Source organism: Shewanella profunda (assembly GCF_023283765.1).
Classification (GTDB): domain Bacteria; phylum Pseudomonadota; class Gammaproteobacteria; order Enterobacterales; family Shewanellaceae; genus Shewanella; species Shewanella profunda.
The window spans coordinates 65,473-85,110 of the sequence record NZ_JAKILG010000005.1; the positions used below are offsets into that span (position 1 = coordinate 65,473).

At 42.5% G+C, this 19,638-nt stretch carries 21 protein-coding genes; 13 read left to right on the top strand and 8 right to left on the bottom strand.

Features of this window, described 5'->3' with window-relative positions:
• The first annotated feature begins 59 nt into the window (after positions 1–59).
• Entirely contained in the window at positions 60–1,631 is a 1,572-nt protein-coding gene (locus L2744_RS04340) for a DUF3369 domain-containing protein (protein WP_248990769.1), read from the top strand.
• 63 nt (positions 1,632–1,694) lie between these two features.
• Here the strand turns inward: L2744_RS04340 and L2744_RS04345 are convergent, their stop codons facing one another.
• A complete protein-coding gene (locus tag L2744_RS04345; protein ID WP_376711933.1) occupies positions 1,695–2,183 on the bottom strand; it encodes a hypothetical protein in 489 nt (162 codons plus the stop codon).
• Positions 2,184–2,406: 223 nt separating this feature from the next.
• On the opposite strand from L2744_RS04345, the gene ccoN reads away from it, so the two are divergent.
• The 11 genes from ccoN (at position 2,407) to ttcA (ending at position 12,544) form a co-directional block, all read left to right on the top strand.
• On the top strand, positions 2,407–3,843 hold the full coding sequence (gene ccoN, locus L2744_RS04350) for a cytochrome-c oxidase, cbb3-type subunit I (RefSeq protein ID WP_248990770.1): 1,437 nt from the start codon (positions 2,407–2,409) through the stop codon (positions 3,841–3,843).
• A gap of 11 nt (positions 3,844–3,854) precedes the next feature.
• Entirely contained in the window at positions 3,855–4,481 is a 627-nt protein-coding gene (gene ccoO, locus L2744_RS04355; RefSeq protein ID WP_011789348.1) for a cytochrome-c oxidase, cbb3-type subunit II, read from the top strand.
• A 10-nt stretch (positions 4,482–4,491) separates the two neighbouring features.
• Entirely contained in the window at positions 4,492–4,668 is a 177-nt protein-coding gene (locus L2744_RS04360; protein ID WP_248990771.1) for a cbb3-type cytochrome oxidase subunit 3, read from the top strand.
• Positions 4,668–5,636 (top strand): cytochrome-c oxidase, cbb3-type subunit III, encoded by a 969-nt coding sequence (gene ccoP / locus L2744_RS04365; protein ID WP_248990830.1) that lies wholly within the window; start codon positions 4,668–4,670, stop codon positions 5,634–5,636. Before L2744_RS04360 ends, ccoP begins: the two co-directional genes overlap by 1 nt.
• Positions 5,637–5,745: 109 nt before the next feature.
• The gene (locus tag L2744_RS04370) at positions 5,746–6,225 is read left to right on the top strand and encodes a FixH family protein (RefSeq protein ID WP_248990772.1); all 480 of its coding nucleotides are present in this window, start codon (positions 5,746–5,748) and stop codon (positions 6,223–6,225) included.
• Positions 6,226–6,247: 22 nt separating this feature from the next.
• Complete coding sequence (locus L2744_RS04375) at positions 6,248–8,647, top strand: heavy metal translocating P-type ATPase (RefSeq protein ID WP_248990773.1); 2,400 nt, start codon at positions 6,248–6,250, stop codon at positions 8,645–8,647.
• Positions 8,648–8,686: 39 nt separating this feature from the next.
• A complete protein-coding gene (gene ccoS, locus L2744_RS04380; protein ID WP_248990774.1) occupies positions 8,687–8,899 on the top strand; it encodes a cbb3-type cytochrome oxidase assembly protein CcoS in 213 nt (70 codons plus the stop codon).
• Positions 8,896–9,588 (top strand): sulfite exporter TauE/SafE family protein, encoded by a 693-nt coding sequence (locus L2744_RS04385; protein ID WP_248990775.1) that lies wholly within the window; start codon positions 8,896–8,898, stop codon positions 9,586–9,588. Before ccoS ends, L2744_RS04385 begins: the two co-directional genes overlap by 4 nt.
• A gap of 55 nt (positions 9,589–9,643) precedes the next feature.
• Positions 9,644–10,396 carry an electron transport transcriptional regulator EtrA gene (etrA, locus tag L2744_RS04390; protein WP_011789355.1) on the top strand — a complete coding sequence of 251 codons (753 nt, stop codon included), beginning with the start codon at positions 9,644–9,646 and terminating at the stop codon, positions 10,394–10,396.
• Between the two features lie 194 nt (positions 10,397–10,590).
• Complete coding sequence (uspE, locus tag L2744_RS04395; RefSeq protein ID WP_248990776.1) at positions 10,591–11,523, top strand: universal stress protein UspE; 933 nt, start codon at positions 10,591–10,593, stop codon at positions 11,521–11,523.
• Between the two features lie 88 nt (positions 11,524–11,611).
• Positions 11,612–12,544, top strand: a complete 933-nt coding sequence (ttcA, locus tag L2744_RS04400) for a tRNA 2-thiocytidine(32) synthetase TtcA (protein WP_248990777.1) — start codon at positions 11,612–11,614, stop codon at positions 12,542–12,544.
• Positions 12,545–12,632: 88 nt separating this feature from the next.
• Here the strand turns inward: ttcA and L2744_RS04405 are convergent, their stop codons facing one another.
• Positions 12,633–13,256, bottom strand: coding sequence for a DUF2987 domain-containing protein (locus L2744_RS04405; protein ID WP_248990778.1), 624 nt, complete (start codon positions 13,254–13,256; stop codon positions 12,633–12,635).
• The gene (locus tag L2744_RS04410) at positions 13,249–14,061 is read right to left on the bottom strand and encodes a glucosaminidase domain-containing protein (protein ID WP_248990779.1); all 813 of its coding nucleotides are present in this window, start codon (positions 14,059–14,061) and stop codon (positions 13,249–13,251) included. The genes L2744_RS04405 and L2744_RS04410 overlap by 8 nt, the downstream gene beginning before the upstream one ends.
• Positions 14,062–14,379: 318 nt before the next feature.
• On the opposite strand from L2744_RS04410, the gene yvcK reads away from it, so the two are divergent.
• Complete coding sequence (gene yvcK, locus L2744_RS04415; protein ID WP_248990780.1) at positions 14,380–15,318, top strand: uridine diphosphate-N-acetylglucosamine-binding protein YvcK; 939 nt, start codon at positions 14,380–14,382, stop codon at positions 15,316–15,318.
• Between the two features lie 54 nt (positions 15,319–15,372).
• Here yvcK and L2744_RS04420 read toward each other — a convergent pair whose 3' ends face one another.
• From L2744_RS04420 to ssoR, 5 genes are all read right to left on the bottom strand, one after another.
• A complete protein-coding gene (locus L2744_RS04420; RefSeq protein ID WP_248990781.1) occupies positions 15,373–16,569 on the bottom strand; it encodes an amino acid aminotransferase in 1,197 nt (398 codons plus the stop codon).
• 294 nt (positions 16,570–16,863) lie between these two features.
• Positions 16,864–17,145 carry a YeaC family protein gene (locus tag L2744_RS04425; protein WP_248990782.1) on the bottom strand — a complete coding sequence of 94 codons (282 nt, stop codon included), beginning with the start codon at positions 17,143–17,145 and terminating at the stop codon, positions 16,864–16,866.
• The gene (locus tag L2744_RS04430; protein ID WP_248990783.1) at positions 17,142–17,459 is read right to left on the bottom strand and encodes a zinc ribbon domain-containing protein; all 318 of its coding nucleotides are present in this window, start codon (positions 17,457–17,459) and stop codon (positions 17,142–17,144) included. Before L2744_RS04430 ends, L2744_RS04425 begins: the two co-directional genes overlap by 4 nt.
• Positions 17,460–17,470: 11 nt before the next feature.
• Complete coding sequence (locus L2744_RS04435) at positions 17,471–18,598, bottom strand: M14 family metallopeptidase (RefSeq protein ID WP_248990784.1); 1,128 nt, start codon at positions 18,596–18,598, stop codon at positions 17,471–17,473.
• Positions 18,599–18,785: 187 nt separating this feature from the next.
• Positions 18,786–19,466, bottom strand: a complete 681-nt coding sequence (gene ssoR, locus L2744_RS04440) for a response regulator transcription factor SsoR (protein ID WP_248990785.1) — start codon at positions 19,464–19,466, stop codon at positions 18,786–18,788.
• Between the last annotated feature and the right edge of the window lie 172 nt (positions 19,467–19,638).

Genomic DNA, 19,638 nt, shown 5'->3' on the forward strand with positions numbered 1-19,638 from the left:
TTAAAGGCTTCTACTACACTCTTACTGTGTGTTGTATTTTCATATGATAGAGGTGTCAAATGCTGATTGATCTTGCAAAGAAAAACCCTCTTTTTTCCGGTAAAAAATCGGTAGAAACCGCAGAATGTGGTCCTCCGTGGAAGGTACTTGTCGTCGATGATGAGCCAGATGTTCATACTGTGACTAAACTCGCTCTATCTCGCTTTAGACTCGATGGCCGTGCACTCGCTTTTATCAATGCGTACAGCGGAGAACAAGCTAAGGAGTTACTCAAACAAGAACAAGATGTTGCAATAGCTTTTATCGATGTAGTAATGGAAAGTGATCATGCAGGATTAGAGCTCATAAAATGGATCCGTGAGGAATTATGCAATAAAACTATTCGTTTAGTCTTACGAACAGGACAACCAGGGCAAGCTCCGGAAGAAGATGTGATAGTCAATTATGATATCAATGATTATAAAGCGAAATCGGAACTTGACTCCCGTAAGCTTATGACCAGTGTATACTCTGCCCTGCGTTCTTATCGCGATATTATGGAGATTGAACAAGCAAGGCGTGCTCAGTTAAATCATCGTATGGGATTAGAGCGTGTACTTGAAGCCACTGCGGGGTTATTTGAATTAAGAACATTACATAGGTTTGCTGATGGCCTGCTGACTCAAGTCGCCACACTTCTCAACTTAGATAATGAAACCTTACTTTTGACCTGCAATTCGATGGATGCAATTAGTGGTCATGTGGATAGTGCTGAAATTGAAATTCTGGCGGGTACGGGACAATTCGCCAATAGTTCATCTAAGACTGTACTCCCAGAACATATAGATAAACTCCTACGTAGCGCTCTGACACAGAAGCGCTGTCTCTATGAAGATAACTATTTTGTGGGTTATTTCCCCACAAAAAATGGCCTTATCAACCTCCTCTATATGGATGGTATTGACAAAATCGATGATCTTGATAAAAAGCTTATCGATATTTTTGCCATCAATGTTGGGGTCGCATTTGAAAATCTATTACTTAATCAAGAGGTTGAAGATACTCAATCTGAGCTGATCCTCCGCTTAGGGGATGTAGTAGAAAGTCGTTCTAAAGAAGCGGCAAATCATGTTAAACGTATGGCCGAATATTGTTCTCAACTGGCTTTACTGGCGGGATTAAGTGAATACGATGCAGATTTATTACGCAGGGCATCACCGATGCATGATATAGGTAAAATCGCTATTCCAGATGCCGTATTACTTAAACCTGGTAAGTTAAACGACGATGAATGGCAAATCATGCGTCAACACCCCAGTATTGGCCATCAAATCCTTGCTAATTCTGAACGTCCCATACTCAATGCAGCTTCCATTATCGCACTTCAACACCATGAAAAATATGATGGTTCAGGCTATCCATCTAACCTTAAGCAAGATGAAATTCATATTTTTGCGCGCATCGTTGCCATTGCTGATGTGTTTGATGCACTATCCCATACCCGTTGCTATAAATCAGCATGGCCATTAGAAGAAGTATTAACTGAAATGCGTAAAGGTGCGGGTAAGCATTTTGACCCTAATCTACTCGAACTTTTTATCCAGAATATTGAGATTTTTATTCAAGTGAAAGAAAACTGGAAGGATCTTTAAGATCGAACATTTCTACAGTTTGCATTAAGGGCAAACATTATTCTTTTTCTATGATTAGTTCATTTATTCAATGTTGTTATCTGCGAGAAAATCAAAGATCACGGTTTGAGGTTTTCCATTGAGAGTAAAGCTTACAAATCCACGCCAGACCATATAGCCACTACTGCAAGAACCGTAGACCATTTGACCTATATAATTCATTTCATCCACTTGACGCACATTAACAGGAATAATCCCCATAAACATATCTCTTCCCTCTAAGCGCATTTGTACATTACTTATTGGCGATGAAGATAATAGCTTCAATATCAATGGTTTTTCACTCGGGGCATGACTCGGAGTCATGGTGAAGCGCAGTTCAATCTCAGCAACAGTTTTTACACATTCACCTTGAGAAAATACACATAGTGATGGATCGGGACGTTGTTTTCCTTCGACTTGCTCGACATTTTCTTCACAAGCAGTGAGATTGAGCAAGAATGCCATGACTAAAAATAGTAGGAAGTGACGCATAAGCACAAAAATTAACCTTATGATGCAATGTGTTAACATTCTATGGCGTAGGTTGATCTAGATCAACTTTCAGCCGCCCTTCTTTGGTATCTTTTTTGACATTGCTCAAGTATCATTGCGAAACCTCGTATTTGAGCACAAATATGAAGGATAACGCATTGACATAACTTGATTACCCTAATAGGGAGTCGAATTTGTGTCAATTTATAACAGGTAAAGCTCGTCTTTACTAAAAGTAAAAGTAATAAGCAGTGGAAGCATTATGATGAACCATTCCCAGCCAACAGGCGCTGATTACAATTACACCATTGTTCGCCAATTTGCCTTAACCACAGTTTTGTGGGGTATTGTTGGTATGACAGTCGGTGTATTAATTGCGGCTCAGTTAATCTGGCCTCAGCTGAACTTTGACACACCTTGGTTAACGTACAGTCGCTTGCGACCATTACATACCAATGCGGTGATCTTCGCGTTCGGTACATCAGCCCTCTTTGCAACATCCTATTATGTCGTACAACGCACCTGTCAAACCCGACTATTTGCACCTAAATTAGCTGCATTTACGTTTTGGGGATGGCAAGCCATCATTCTGTCAGCAGCCATTTCTTTACCTATGGGCTTTACCCAAGGCAAAGAATATGCTGAATTGGAATGGCCAATTGATATCGCTATCACTATTGTGTGGGTTTCCTATGCCATAGTGTTTTTTGGCACTATCGTCAAACGTACTACCTCGCATATCTATGTTGCGAACTGGTTCTTTGGCGCCTTCATTATTACCGTAGCAGTACTCCACATAGTTAACTCTATGGCAGTACCTGTGAGTCTATTCAAGTCGTACTCTATGTATAGCGGAGCAGTCGACGCTATGGTGCAATGGTGGTATGGCCATAACGCGGTAGGCTTCCTATTAACAGCAGGCTTCTTAGGGATGATGTACTATTTCGTACCTAAGCAAGCAGGTCGTCCAGTATATTCCTATCGCCTTTCAATTGTTCACTTCTGGGCTTTGATTGCATTGTACATTTGGGCTGGCCCTCACCACTTACATTACACTGCTTTGCCAGACTGGACTCAGTCTTTAGGTATGGTGATGTCACTGATCCTATTCGCACCTTCTTGGGGCGGTATGATCAACGGTATCATGACCCTATCAGGTGCTTGGCATAAACTGCGTACTGACCCAATATTGCGTTTCCTCGTTGTTTCTCTGTCTTTCTACGGTATGTCTACCTTCGAAGGCCCGATGATGGCGATCAAAACGGTTAACGCTTTATCTCACTACACAGATTGGACTGTAGGACACGTTCACTCCGGCGCGCTAGGCTGGGTTGCAATGGTCTCTATTGGCTCGTTGTATCATTTGATCCCTGTATTATTCGGTCATGGCCGTATGTATAGCATCAAACTTATTAACGTCCATTTCTGGTTAGCGACAATTGGTACTGTGCTTTACATCGTGTCTATGTGGATTTCAGGTGTGATGCAAGGTCTAATGTGGCGTGCAGTTAACGCTGATGGAACTTTGACTTACAGCTTTGTTGAAAGTCTTGAAGCTTCATATCCTTTCTACTTCGTACGTTTCATCGGTGGTTGTTTCTTCTTAACCGGTATGCTCATCATGGCATATAACGTTGTTCGTACTGTGAAAGCCTCAAAAGATTCGTTGCCAGCACTGGCTGAACCGACGGCGGCTTAAGGAGCAAACTGATGAAATTTAATCATGAGATAGTTGAAAAAAACATCGGTTTGTTAGCGATTTTTACCGTTATCGCTATCAGCTTTGGTAGTCTTGTTGAAATTACTCCGCTGATTTTCCAAAAAGACACGACTGAGCCTGTTGAAGGATTAAAACCCTACACTGCCCTGCAAATTGAAGGCCGTGACATTTATGTTCGTGAAGGTTGCTACAACTGCCACAGCCAAATGATCCGTCCTTTACGCGCAGAGACTGAGCGTTATGGCCACTACTCTGTCGCAGGTGAGTCGGTATGGGATCATCCTTTCCAATGGGGTTCTAAGCGGACAGGTCCTGATCTTGCTCGTGTGGGTGGTCGTTATAGTGATAAATGGCATGAAGTTCACTTAATCGATCCACGTGCTGTAGTTCCTCAATCGAATATGCCCGCCTTTCCTTGGTTAGCCGAAAATAAGTTAGACGGCAAACTGACAGGCGACAAGATGACTATTCTTCGTAACATGCATAAAGGCGGTTACAAAGGTAATGATCTTTATACCGATGAAGAAATTGCAGGGGCACAAAAGGCTGTTGAAGGTAAGACAGAAATGGAAGCCTTGATTGCATATCTTCAGTCTTTGGGTCACGCACTCAAATAAGGAGGCAAATATGGATTACGGCACATTGCAAGGCATTTTAACGATCATTGTGATGCTGACCTTCGTCGGTATATTTGCTTGGGCATATAGCTCGCGTCGTCAAAAATCCTTTGATGAAGCAGCTAACCTTGTGTTTTCTGACGAAGAAATCACCAAGGAATCGAAGGACTCAGGAGAGCATAAGTGATGAGTAGCTTCTGGAGTATTTGGATTACCGTACTCTCGTTAGTGGTGATCGCAGGTTGTTTTATTTTACTTAAAGTGTGTTCTAAGAACACCTCTGACGTAAAAGAAGGCGAATCTATGGGTCATAGCTTCGACGGTATTGAAGAGTTGAACAATCCACTACCAAAATGGTGGAGTTACATGTTCTATATCACTATCGTATTTGGGTTAATTTACCTTGCCTTATATCCTGGCTTAGGTAATTACAAAGGCCTTTTAGGCTGGACTAGTGCAAACCTGAGTATTGGTACTGAAAAGGGCATAAAAGCCGACTCTGCCGCTGCGGTTGAACTCGCTGTCAAAGAGGGCCGTTGGGTACAGTATGATCAAGAAGTAAAGCAAGCGGATGATAAATATGGTCCTATTTTTGCTGCTTATTTGGCAACACCACTAGAAGAACTAGTTAAAAACCAAGAAGCATTGAAAGTTGGCGGTCGTTTGTTTTTACAAAACTGTGCACAATGCCATGGTAGTGATGCCCGTGGTAGCAAAGGATTCCCTAACCTTACTGATGGCGATTGGCTGTACGGTGGTGATTTAGCAACGATCAAAACAACGATTATGAGTGGCCGTCATGGCATGATGCCACCCAAAGGCGGTTTGCCAATCGACGATAGCGAGATTGCGGGCTTAGCCGAATACGTTGCTAAACTATCTGGTCGCGAACACGATGCTACCCTTGCAGCTCAAGGGCAAGGTTCATTCATGAAAGGTTGCTTTGCGTGTCATGGTATGGATGCAAAAGGCAATAAATTCATGGGCGCACCTAATCTAACCGATGATATTTGGTTATATGGCGGTAGCCGTGGCGTGATTGAAGAAAGTATCAAGCATGGTCGTTCAGGCGTCATGCCTGCGTGGAAAGACGTTCTCGGAGAAGAGAAAGTTCACGTGATCACAGCTTATGTTTATAGCTTATCAAACAAGTAATTAGATATAAGTGATACTAAGGCCTCGAGTATATCGAGGCCTTTTTTTTAAAGTGCTAAACCTGCCTTTTAACGGTAAAATGGCACAAATTTTTAGAATGGGTATTAACATGAATGAACAACAAGCTTGGTATAAACAATTCTGGCCTTGGTTTTTAATTATTCTTCCTTTATGTGCTGTCGTTGCAAGTTTTACCACGCTAAAAATTGCCCTTTCCAACTCAGACTCACTCGTTGCCGAAGATTATTATAAAGACGGCAAAGCTATTAACATGGATTTGAGTAAAGTGAAATATGCCAAGCAAATAGGCATGAATTTCTCACTCGAACAAGCCAATAATGAGATTTTGTTGGCACAACAAGGTGGCCCGGCTTATCAAGCCGCCTTGAAAGTCGAATTCTATCATCCAACGATTGCCGACAGAGATATGAAACTCACTGCAACGGCCGACGCCAGTAATGTGTATCGCATTAGCATTCCCGCCACACTCACAGGCCCTTGGGAAGTGCGCCTAGAAAGTTATGATGGTAAGTGGCGTATTCACCAACGTGTTGAATTAAAAAATGATATTCAGTTGTGGTTGAATTAGTTGTGGTTGAATAAGAATTGCTATGACACATCTAAGTTGTTTTCACTGCCAAGAGCCCGTACTCACGGGCCAACAGTTTGTTACCCGCATAAATGATCGTGATGAGCCAATGTGTTGTCCCGGCTGTCAGGCGGTTTCACAAGCGATTGTTGATGCTGGATTACTCAGCTACTACAAGTTCCGAACTGAACCTGGAAATAAACAAACTGCCCTCGTTCCTGATCTATTAAACCAATTTAGTGCCTACGATTTACCCGAAGTACAGCAAGATTTTGTGCATTCTGAAGATGATATTGAATCTGTATCGCTCTCAATTGATGGCATTACCTGCGCTGCCTGTGCTTGGTTAATTGAACACAAAGTCAAACAACTCTCTGGTGTAACACAAGTGTTAGTCAATTCGACGACTCAAAGAGCAATGATCAGTTGGGATAAACGCTCCGCTAAACTCAGCGATATTTTGGGACAAATTAGCCATATTGGTTATCAAGCCGCGCCCTATCAAGTCGATGAGCAAGAACGCAGCAGCAAACAAAATAGCCGTAAATTCTTACTGCGCCTAGGGTTAGCCGGCTTTGCTACAATGCAGGTAATGATGTTTGCCCTCGCCCTGTATACAGGTTATTTCACTGATTTAGATGTGCAATATCGCGATTATTTCCGCTGGGTTAGTATGATTTTTGCTACACCAGTCGTGCTCTATTCTGCTCAGCCTTTCTATTTTAGCGCCATTCGCACCCTACTTAGTGGCAAACTGAATATGGATGTGTCTGTCTCCATAGCAATAGGTGGAGCTTACATAGCGAGCTGTTTCGCAACCATCAATGGGACGGGAGAAGTATATTTTGAATCCGTATCTATGTTTACCTTCTTTTTGTTATTGGGACGCTATTTTGAGCAACAAGCCAGACAAAAGGCTTCGGTTAGCTCGAGTAATTTGCATAAGCTTGTACCGCTGACGGCCCATTTAGTGACTGAAAATGATCAAGAGCAGATCCCCGCGAAAAAATTGCGTTTAGGGGATGTTATTCTCGTTAAACCCGGTGAAATGGTTGCCGCAGATGGTGTGGTGATCGACGGCCATACAAGTATCAATGAAGCTATGCTCACTGGCGAGCAAATGCCTATTGAAAAACAGCTTGATAATCAAGTTTATGCGGGAACCATTAACATAGATCAGCCCATAAAAGTAAAGGTCACTGCACTTGGGCAAGATCAGTTGGTCGCTGAGATCATCCGCCTGCAGGAACTGGCTTCTAATACTAAACCTGCGGTTGCATTACTTGCTGATAAATTATCCCGCTATTTCTCGGGCACCATCCTCTCAATAGCCACTATTACCTACTTAGTTTGGCATCAGATCTCCCCAGATGATGCTTTCTGGATCACGCTATCTGTGCTAGTCGCCACTTGCCCTTGTGCTTTGGCGCTGGCAACACCGACGGCGGTCACCTGTGCAACCGCTATTTTTACCCGTCTTGGGATCATTACCCGAAAAGCCGGTGTATTTGAAAAACTCCCGTTGATAGAACATGTTGTCTTTGATAAAACCGGTACCCTCACCTGCGGTACTTTATCTATCGGTCGAGTTGAATGTCTTGCAGATAGTGATCAAAACAGCGTTCTTGCCATCGCCGCCGCACTCGAGGCTGGCTCTCGTCACCCGATCGCGGCAGCGTTTGCCGTATTTGCAGAGCAAAACCTTGTTGCCGAACAAGTGCACCACAAGGTGGGGTTTGGTATACAAGGTATGATTGATGGTATTGAATATCGTATCGGCAACGCTATGTTTACTGGCACTCATATCGATAGCACTATTCCAATACAACAAATTTGGCTTGCACGATTGAACGATGGAAAGTATGAGTTAATTGCCAGTTTTGAAATTAAAGACAATATCCGCGTGGACAGTAAAGCGACCGTTCAACAGCTAATGCGACAGGGTTGTCGCGTTAGTATTGCCAGCGGTGATAATTCGGGCCATGTGCATCAGTTGGCAAAAGAATTAGGTATTGAAGACGTTCACAGCGGGTTAACCCCAGCAGATAAGCTTGCCTTAGTAACTGAACTACAAAAAACATCGACTGTGGCTATGTTTGGGGATGGAATTAACGATGCCCCAGTGCTAGCTGGGGCAGATTTATCCGTTGCGATGGGCAGTGGCAGTGCAATCGCTAAAAACAGTGCAGATTTAATTTTGCTTGGGGATCATCTTTCTCGCTTCACCCAAGCTGTATCTGTCGCTAAACTGACGACTCAAATCATTAAACAGAATCTCGCTTGGGCTCTGGGTTATAATGCCCTAATCCTACCGTTAGCGGTTACAGGTCATGTAGCACCTTATATTGCAGCTATTGGCATGTCTGCGAGTTCTTTGATTGTAGTCGGTAACAGCCTGAGACTATTGCGCATAAAAGTGTGATCATAATAGAAAGTTTAACCAGAATAGTAAGAGGTCATTATGGAAATTATTTATGTGCTTATCCCCATTGCCATGATCTTTGTCGCCATCGCCGTAATGGTATTTTTTTGGGCGGTAAAATCAGAACAGTTTGACGATTTAGACCGCCAAAGTGTCTCAATTCTATTTGACGAAGATACTCGTAAGCCAAGTCAAAGCGGCATGATATCAACGCAGAAGGTTGAGTCAGAAGATAAAGGCCTCCCCTTGTGATTGAGTACAATGTGACAGGAGCGTTTCTTGTCGGACTGATGGGAGCTGCCCATTGTTTTGGTATGTGTGGTGGGCTTGTTGGCGCTTTTTCTTCCCAATTACCCATCAATAAGGCGGGTAATCAACTCGCCCATCAACTTACCTATCTATTGAGTTATAACCTAGGACGCATTTTTAGTTATACCCTTGCGGGGGCATTCGTTGGTGCGTCATCCGCAGCACTCGGGCATCTGTTTGAGTTAGATATCTACTTACTAGTGTTACGTATCCTTGCCGGCTTGATGATGATAGCAACAGGCTTATATATCGCTAAAATTTGGGTGGGGATAGTACAAATTGAGCGGTTCGGGCAGTGGTTTTGGCAATTTTTAAAACCGATTGCCCAGCGTCTAATCCCTATCCGAACACCAACTCAAGCTGCTATCGCTGGGTTGATTTGGGGATGGCTTCCTTGTGGACTAGTCTACAGTACGCTAACTTGGTCAGTCGCTTCAGGATCGCCTAGCCAAGGCGCCTTGATTATGTTTGCCTTTGGTTTAGGTACGTTACCTGCTTTGCTCAGCGCTGGGATAGCCGCAAAACGCCTTGCTAATTGGGTACAGCAAAAAACTGTTAGACTATTGAGTGGTTTACTTTTAATTGCCTTTGGTGGCCAAACTTTATATATCGCACTGTCGCAGCTAAACTAGCCCAAGTGAGTGAATTGGTTTAACATGGCTCTAGTGGATAAACTTGAGAACTGACATGACAATAGAACAAAATAAAAATCGTCGTCCTGCTGCCAGCGGGTGCGCAATCCATTGTCACGATTGCAGTATGGGAACCCTTTGTATTCCTTTTACCCTCAACGCAGATGAACTTGATCAACTTGATGATATTATTGAGCGTAAAAAACCCATTCAAAAAGGCGAGCAAATATTTAAATCGGGAGATCCCTTAAAATCTCTCTTTGCCATCCGCTCTGGTACCATAAAAAGCTACACCATTACCGAACAAGGGGATGAGCAAATCACAGGTTTTCACTTAGCCGGTGATGTGATTGGTTTTGACGGGATCCACGCTCAATTACACCAAAGTTTTGCACAAGCCTTAGAAACATCAATGGTTTGTGAAATCCCATTTAATATCCTTGATGAACTTTCCGGCACTATGCCTAAATTACGTCAACAAATTATGCGGTTAATGAGTAATGAGATCATGAGCGATCAAGAAATGATCCTCCTACTCAGCAAAAAGAATGCCGAAGAGCGCCTCGCCGCTTTTATCAGTAATTTAGCTAATCGCTTTGGTAATCGCGGATTTTCACCGAAAGAATTCCGTCTCACTATGACACGAGGTGATATTGGTAACTACCTTGGTTTAACCGTCGAAACGATTAGCCGTTTATTAGGCCGTTTTCAAAAATCGGGATTAATTGAAGTTAAAGGAAAATACATCACTATTGTTGATCATCAAGAACTAAATCTATTAGCCGGAAACTCCCGCATCGCGAGATAGTTAATTAATCGCAAGAATAGAAGTTGATAGCCTGTGAATGGCAAGATTGTCATATACTGCTACTCGATAGTATCAATCTAAGTGTGGTATTTATTGCTTAGACGCTGTTTTTTAAATGAGTTTTGATCTAGAACAATACAGCTAACTGCCAAAGGCTCATGATTAATTTGAGCCTATGACTAAAGGAACATGTTATGAAGGATTATCAAAAAATACTGGTTGTAGTAGACCCGACTACCGAAAATCAAGTTGCTCTCGCCCGCGCGGTGACCTTAGCCAGTAAAAGTAACGCCCATGTGACTGTGTTTCTATCTATTTTTGATTTCTCCTACGAAATGACATCGATTTTATCGAGTCAAGAACGTGAGGCTATGCGTCAAGGGGTTATCGATCAACGCTTGGCGTGGATCCAAGATCTACTTGCCGCATACAGTCATTTACAGCTCAGTATTGATACCCAAGTTATCTGGCACAATCGTCCCTTCGAAAGCATTATTAACCATGCCATAGCTGGCCAGTACGATTTGATTGTTAAGGGGACCCATGCCCATGACAAACTCAAAGCCGTTATTTTTACACCAACAGATTGGCATTTAATGCGTAAAGCACCGGTTCCTGTGCTCATGGTTAAAGAACATGACTGGCCCGCTGCAGGCAAAATTCTTTGTGCTGTGAATGTGGCAACTGAAGATACCGATCATCAAATGCTCAATGGCAAAATTATTGAACATGCAAAGGATCTTGCGCTTAAGTTTGCTGCAGAGGTGCATTTAGTTAATGGTTATCCAGGCACGCCCGTCAATTTAGCCATTGAGTTACCAGACTTTGATGCACAGACCTATAACAATACCATCCGCATTCAACACGAAGATCGCGTCAATTATCTCGCTAGTGCCTATGGTATCGACACCAACCACTGCCATGTAAAGGAAGGGCTACCGGAGGATGTCATCCCTGATCTTGCGGCTCAGTTAGATGCCGAGTTAGTTATCTTAGGGACAGTAGGTCGCACTGGTTTTTCGGCGGCACTAATTGGTAATACCGCCGAACATGTTATCGATAGCATCAATTGCGATTTACTCGCTATTAAACCAGACGGTTATAAATCACCATTAGAAGAGGCCTAAGCAACACGGCTCTTTACCCCGCATTAGATAGCTGGAATAATACGCGCCCTGAAACTCAGTTACTGGGCGCTTTTTTATGTTGGAAGCTATGTCTGAAGAATTATCGAAAAAACACACCACCCGTCTTAATAAATTACAAAAGCGTCTGCGTCGTGAAGTAGGCAGCGCCATCGCTGATTACAATATGATTGAGGATGGCGACCGTGTGATGTGCTGCCTCAGTGGCGGCAAAGATAGCTATGCTATGCTCGATATTCTGATGAATCTACAGCAACGCGCGCCTATTCAGTTTGAAATTATTGCGGTCAATTTAGACCAAAAGCAACCTGGCTTCCCAGAGGATATCCTGCCTGCTTACCTCGATAAACTCAATGTGCCTTATCATATCCTCGAAAAAGACACTTACTCTATCGTGAAGGATAAGATCCCTGAAGGTAAAACCACCTGCTCACTGTGCTCTCGCCTACGCCGTGGTACGCTTTACGGCTTTGCACAACGTATTGGTGCGACAAAAATCGCTCTTGGTCACCACAGAGATGACATTATTGAAACCCTGTTCCTAAATATGTTCTTTGGCGGCAAAATGAAAGCTATGCCACCCAAATTACTTTCTGATGATGGCGCCAATATTGTGATCCGCCCCCTAGCCTATTGTCGCGAGAAAGACATAGAGGAATATGCACAGCTCAAACAGTTTCCAATCATCCCCTGCAATCTGTGTGGTTCGCAGGAAAACTTAAAGCGTGCCGCAGTTAAAGACATGCTTAACCAATGGGATCGACAATATCCAGGCCGTATTGAAACCATTTTTACCGCTATGCAAAACACCGCGCCATCACAGGGAGTTGACCGAGAGCTGTTTGATTTTATTTCCTTAGAGCGCAATCCAAACGCTCCAATGAAGGGCGATGTTGCCGAGGCTGATTTACCCGCCTTCGATTTTCTGGATATCGCCAACAGTGGTCATATCGATTTAGATGCAACGCAACGTATTGATATCGTTAGTTTTTACGAAGCTTAACACCATATAACACTAAAATGGCTAGCGCTTTACATCAAAAAGCCCACATGACGTGGGCTTTTTGGCAGTGGTTTTCGTAAAAATAACGTTATTTTACCCAAGGACTGACAACGTTTGGCTGCTGGCTAAACCTTAATAGACTGAGCTTTTCTAACTCGGATGTTGTCAGTTTAAAACTACCTTTTATCGTTTGCTCTCGGCCATCAAGCACTGCATAAACTTCCTGTTCTGATGCAAATTCAAAGTTTAGTCCTGCTATTGGTTCCTTAAAATAACGCATAGGAAAACCTTGCATTGCCCCAAGCAAACGGTCCATTTCAGTGGTAATTTGCTGTAAACGCGCATTATCATATTCAGTTAATGCCTGTTTAGCCCTAACCTGCATGGTAATACCACACTCTTGAGCTGAGCCAGCAAAGACCAAGTTAACCAAAGCACGTTGATCTTTTAAATCATCATCTAAGGGAATAAATAGCCGCTGCTGTTTAGTGTAAGTTAAAGGTGTTGAGCTTTTTTCACTGGAAATCGTACCACTTTGAATGAGGCAATTTTGCTGCATAGGTACACTAAATGCTATTTCAACCAACTGAAAGTTACCTTTAGCCACTTGCTTTAATCTGTCATAAAACCCTTTATATTCAAGGGATATTGTTTCAGCACTTGCAGTGCCCGCCCAAAAGCATAGCCCAATAAACAAGCATTTTTTAAACATCAGCATTTACCAAAAATTTTTCATTATGACGTAACATATCGAGTAACTCATCGATATAAGCTTCTTGCCTTTCAGAATAATTCACTAATCCGTAGATGAGTTGATCTGCTGTAGGCTCTAGTTCCTGTGAACGTAAATCTGCGCGGATTGAGCGAAATAAAGCATAAGCAGGATTTGAATTTAAATTACGCATATAGGATGATACAGAGGCATCAACGGATGGAAATACTTTTACCTCATGTATTTTTCCTGAACCACGTGAAGATGGAACTATGCCGCAGCCTGTTGAAAAACACCATTCCCCAAAAAAGTTAAATCCTTCCCGGGCAAAACGTGAACTTCCCCACCCTGATTCATTGGCGGCTTGGATAAGCACCATGGATTCTGGAACAATATCTACACGTTTTAATAAACTATTTAATGACTTAACATCAATATTGCGTGCTGCATATTGATACTTATCAAACAGCGTATTTAATTGGGCTAGCTGTTGTGGTGGAAGAGTCTTGCCATTCTCAAGTTCAGTTAATGCATCACTGATAAAATCTCGCTCCTCTTCGATTATGGCATTTTGCTGTTGAATAATGGGGCGTAAGAAGTCGAAAAAAGCTCTCTTCTTTTCCGTTATATCATTTATCCCAGAAAAGTCAGGCACTTGAGTAACAGGAATAACAGCGCTTTCCAATTGACGGGTAATCGACTCTGGTTTATTCACCGCAGGAATGAGCATAACCCTTAACGAAAATATCGCTAATATCACTATGGCCAACGCCAATGTAAATGAACCAACTCTACCTGTTTTCAATAAGTCACCTTCGAGATCGCTACCTGTAATGGTAAAATAAACGCCAGATTATATGTCATATATGGAATTAAATAAAATTTGCTCTCTTAGCTACCTTATATGGCAACATAATGTTGACATCAGATGTAACCATTTAGCATTTTTCTATATTTTTAGTGCATGCTTTTGACTGAGCTTTTATACTAAGGTTCCCCATTGGCCTCAAGGTCGTACTTGAGTAATAGCCTCTCCCTCACCTTAGTATTAACTTACTGTGAAATGGGAGTAACCCAATGACAGAACAGGATTTATTCGGGTATTCAGGAAGGAACAACCCATATGCAACATCAGATCTTAAATCAATTTAATCATGTCGTTGCCATCGGCGGAGGCCATGGTTTGGGCAGAGTACTCTCCTCACTCGATTTTCTAGGTAAGCGCCTTACGGGTATTGTCGCAACCACAGATAATGGGGGATCAACAGGCCGACTCAGAGCAGAACAAAATTGTATTGCATGGGGTGACCTTCGCAATTGCCTCTCCCATCTTGCCAATCGCCCTTCCCTTGGTTCACAATTATTTGAATATCGCTTTCAAGGTGAAACTGAGCTGAGCGGCCATAACTTAGGCAATCTTATTCTGCTGGCACTCGATCAACTCTGTGTTCGACCGCTTGAAGCCGTCAATCTTATTCGTAGCTTATTGAACATTGAAACTCAACTCATCCCTATGTCCGAACAACCGACACACTTAGTCGCTATCCAAGCCTGCGGTAGTAAGGTTTTTGGCGAAACTAATGTAGATAGTATGATGGAGGCACCTATCGCGTTGTGTCTTGAACCCCAGGTTGATGCAACGTTTGAAGCCTGTCAGGCAGTACTTAATGCCGATTTGATTATCATAGGGCCAGGCAGTTTTTTAACCAGCATAATGCCACCGCTCCTACTACCACGTTTCGCTAAAAGTTTGGCCGCAAGTAAAGCGCAGGTGATCTTTATCGATAATCTTTATCAAGAGTTATCTCCCGCAGGGCAATTTAGCCTTGAACAACGGATCTCTTGGTGCCATCAGATTATTGGTCGACCAATTATAAATAAAGTGCTACGCCACGGTGACCAAGTACGCTTAGGTTCGTTTATTAATCACTTCCCATTGAAAAATAAACACAATCCAAATCTTCACGATCATGCAGGCCTAAGGGATGCTCTTAGTGCATTACTGCGGATAAAATCTGCTCTGAACTTACAACCCCTAACCTCTTTATCAATCACAAAGTAACAAGGACAGCAGTTGCTGTCCTTGTTTTTATCACTATCACTTAAACGTTTATGCCTAATTTATAACTTGAGCAATTGCCTTGCAAATCACAGGCATATTTGTTTCTGTCATCCCGGCAACACTGATACGACCAGATCCAACAATATACACACCAAATTCATCTTTGAGTCGTGCAACTTGTGCTTTATTTAAACCGGAGAAACTAAACATACCGCTTTGGCGGGAAATAAAGCTAAAGTCTTGCGTCACACCTTCGGCCTTTAAACTATCAACAAACAGCGTGCGCATTTTCGCAATACGTTCACGCATTTCAGTGACTTCTTGTACCCACTGTGCTTTTAAGGAAGCATCGCCTAAAATTGTGCTTACAATCAAGGCACCGTGTGCAGGAGGGTTAGAGTAATTTGCACGAATAGTACGTTTAACTTGACTGAACGCGCGCACAGCCGCATCGGCATCTTCGGCAACCACTGTCACAGCGCCAATACGTTCGTTATACAAACCAAAGTTTTTAGAAAACGAATTAGCAATCAGCAATTCAGGCACTTTAGATGCCACTAAACGTAAGCCTGCCGCATCTTCTTCTATACCTACACCAAAACCTTGGTATGCAAAGTCGAACAAGGGAACCAGTTTCTTATCGGCACATAATTGTGCAACTAAGTCCCACTGAGCCAAGGTTAAATCAATACCCGTCGGATTATGACAGCAACCGTGTAGTAGAATGATATCGCCTGCGTTTGCAGTAGATAGATCCGTCATCATGGCATCAAAATCAATATCGTGAGCGTTCGCGTTGTAGTAACCGTATTCTTTAACGGTCAAACCCGCCGTTTCGAAAATGTTTTGATGATTAGCCCAGGTAGGGTTACTCACCCACACAGTGCGTGATGGGGTATTACGCAGTAAGAACTCCGCGGCTATACGCAATGCACCAGTACCTCCTGGAGCCTGTGCTGTAACGGCACGGCCAGAGGTGACTAATTCACTCGCTTCTCCAAACAGCAATTCCTGTACAACACGGTTATAGGCTAGAACACCTTCAATTCCTAAATAGTTTTTTGTCTTTTCCTGTTCAAGCAGTAATGTCTCGGCCTTTTTAACAGACGCTAATACAGGAGTCTGTCCAGCTTCATCCTTGTAAATGCCAACACCAAGGTTGACTTTATTCTGACGGGGATCAGCCTTAAAGGTATCCGTTAAACCAAGGATAGGATCTGCAGGTGCGAGTACTACTTGAGAGAAAATCATGACTATTGTCCTAAATGTTCGCGTGTAGGGGAAATTTTGGCTTATTTATATCACTGTCTTAAGGAGGGTAATAGCTCCTTAGGTAGCATCTTTTAGAAATTCTTGCACTATTCTTGTACTAAATAGTGATTTATGAAAAAAAGTACGATTGGATTAACCATTTCTAATCACTACGGATAAATTACTGGAGTAATAACATTTATCACGGTTAGATCACACTATATACATGGGATCCACTGTAGCGATGGAATGGATGCTAAAAGCCACAATTTACAGTGGCTTTTAGCCGTAAGACTATAGTTCCTGGACCTTAAACTCGGCAATCGACTCGCCGCGAAACTGTTTTTTCAGTTCCGCTTTAGACAATTCGTTAATTTTGCCGTTGGCTGCAATAGTGAAATGCTCGGTCTGATCAAGCTTACGAGCTTGATAAAGCATAACGACTTGCAGTGTTGATTCCCGCTGAGCGTCACTCAATACCGTACCATCTTCCCACTTGCCTAACTCAGCTGCGCTACGCAATCTTTCGTAGACTTCTACGGGCATTTGCTCAATCACTTGATTAATGTCAGTCATACACTTTTCCGCTTATGTAACACGATTCTTATTCGAGTAACGAGGTAGCCTACAAAACCGAATACAAAACAGATACCGGCGATGTTTGCGCGCAAACCTTCCGCAGGCTCACCACCCCAAAACCAGATCACAACTCCAGCAATAAATAATGTCATCGCAATAAAGCTCTGGTTCATTAAACTGCTGGATTTCTGAATATGGCTAATCCGCGATAAAGACTCATTATCTCCATTGGTTTTTGCTTGGCAATGGGGACAAGCACTCGCTTTACTCGACATACGTTTACGACATACAGGACATTCAATTAATGCCATATTCGCCTCATTTATCTCAACTTATCAACAACAGCCAGCATGGCGATTAACGAGGCATCACCTAGATAAATGCTACGCTCTGGCGACCAACCCACAAAAGGATCTGGTAAGTTATTATTGTCTTTAAATGGCATTTCAAGTGTATTGGATAAACATTCAAAGGTTTGCGCGACCCAATTTGATGCGACCGTTAAGTTAGCCTGATCCGGTTCATCTTTGGCATAACCAAACTGAGTTTGAAAATCAGCACTGGCTAAGGTCAATGCTTGACTAAAATCCGCCTGCAATTGTGCCAATCTGTCGTTATATGCAGGTACGCCTTCACAACCAGCAAGAAACACGTAGGGTAAACCTTCATCACCATGTACATCGTAAAATAAGTCGACGCCGATTTGCTTCATCTTATTTACAACATGATAAACCTCAGGGCTCTTATCTAAGCTTGGGCTTTGCCATTCACGGTTAAGATTAACACCTATTGCGTTTGTGCGAAGATGCCCTCTTACACTACCATCGGGATTCATATTGGGCACAATGTAAAAGTTTGCTTTATCAAGTAGAGATTTTGCTGTTGGGCAGTCATTATCAAGTAAACGATTAATTAAGCCTTCAACTAGCCATTCTGCCATGGTTTCGCCGGGATGCTGCCTGGCTGTAATCCAAATATTACGCTTGGAAGGATGGCCATTACCCACTTTCACAAGAGTGATATCACGGCCATCTAAGGTTAAGCCTAAATGTTCTAAATTCACATCAGGGTGTAATTGAGCATTGCTCAGTAAATCTAAGTGGCGCTCGTAACTATAGGGTGCAAAATAGGCAAGTTGAATGGCATCGCAATCTAACTCGAGTTGAATACTCAATGTGCCATCTTGATACTCTGTAGGCACACGGAACCAGTGCTGGCGATCATAACTCGCAACAGCTTGATAATTTTCCCAACCTTTTGGATAAGAAGCAGTCCCAGCATTGATAATATTTAAGGTGTATTGATTGCCAATATCACCTTCAAATCGAAAATTAAACCACTGATAAAACTCGCCACCCGCATCTGGGCGGATCGCAAGTTGAATATCATCTTTGTTATCAAGATTGACGACTTGGATATTTCCACCATCAAAATTGGCACTGATCCGCATAATGATTCCTACTAGTTTATTCACGTGAGGGCTATTAATGACACATGGTGCATCTTATTTTATGCCCGATAGAATAAACCAAAACCGCATCAGGTGAAAACGAAAGCCAACAATTTCAGCCATTGTAAAATCAGTCGTCTTTTTATTGACCGATTATACTTGCAGCAGACGTAGGTAGGACAAGAACTTAAACAGTAAAACTGTAGCCCTGCCCACGCACAGTGTTAATTAAATTACGCGGTAAACTGGTTTTTGCAAGTTTACGTCTTGTATTACTGATATGCATATCTAAGTTTCGGTCAAAGCGTCCAAGATCCTTTTGTAAAACAGAACGTTGTAGTTCTTGTTTTGTGATGACTTCACCCTTACGATCGAATAAATACTTAAATAATCTAAATTCCGTCTGGGTTAGATCAACACCACGATTACCAATAGTGATACGGTAACTCGTTTCATCAAAATTAACCGATTTGATTTGGGTTTGTTCTATCCTAGATTGCGTGGTGCAATTTGAATGTAGACGGCGCTCTAAAGCATGCAACCTAACAATCAATTCCTTAATACTAAATGGCTTACTTAAAAAATCATCGGCACCTAACTGATAACCCATGATTCGATCATCCTCATTATCACAGGCTGAAAACATCATGACAGGTGTTGAGCATTCACGGGCCTTTAATACCTCAAATCCATCCATTTGTGGCATAACTAAATCGAGCATGATCACATCTGGTGAACCAGCACGAATACGAGCCAGTCCATCAAAGCCATTAACTGCACATTCCACTTCATGTCCATGGGCAATGAGCGCATCGGCTAACCAAGTTCTAAACAAGGGATCATCATCGACCAATAATATTTTACTCATCCTTAATACCCAAACGAGAATCGATATCATTTATATTACCATAGCTATACAGGTGTCTCTAGTCCTAAAACACCTGTAAAGATAGGTTACTATTAAAATGTGATCCCAGTTGTAACGTGAAGATGCGTAAAAAACTAATTTTCCCCATTGATCCAATAAAAAAGCGCCCGAA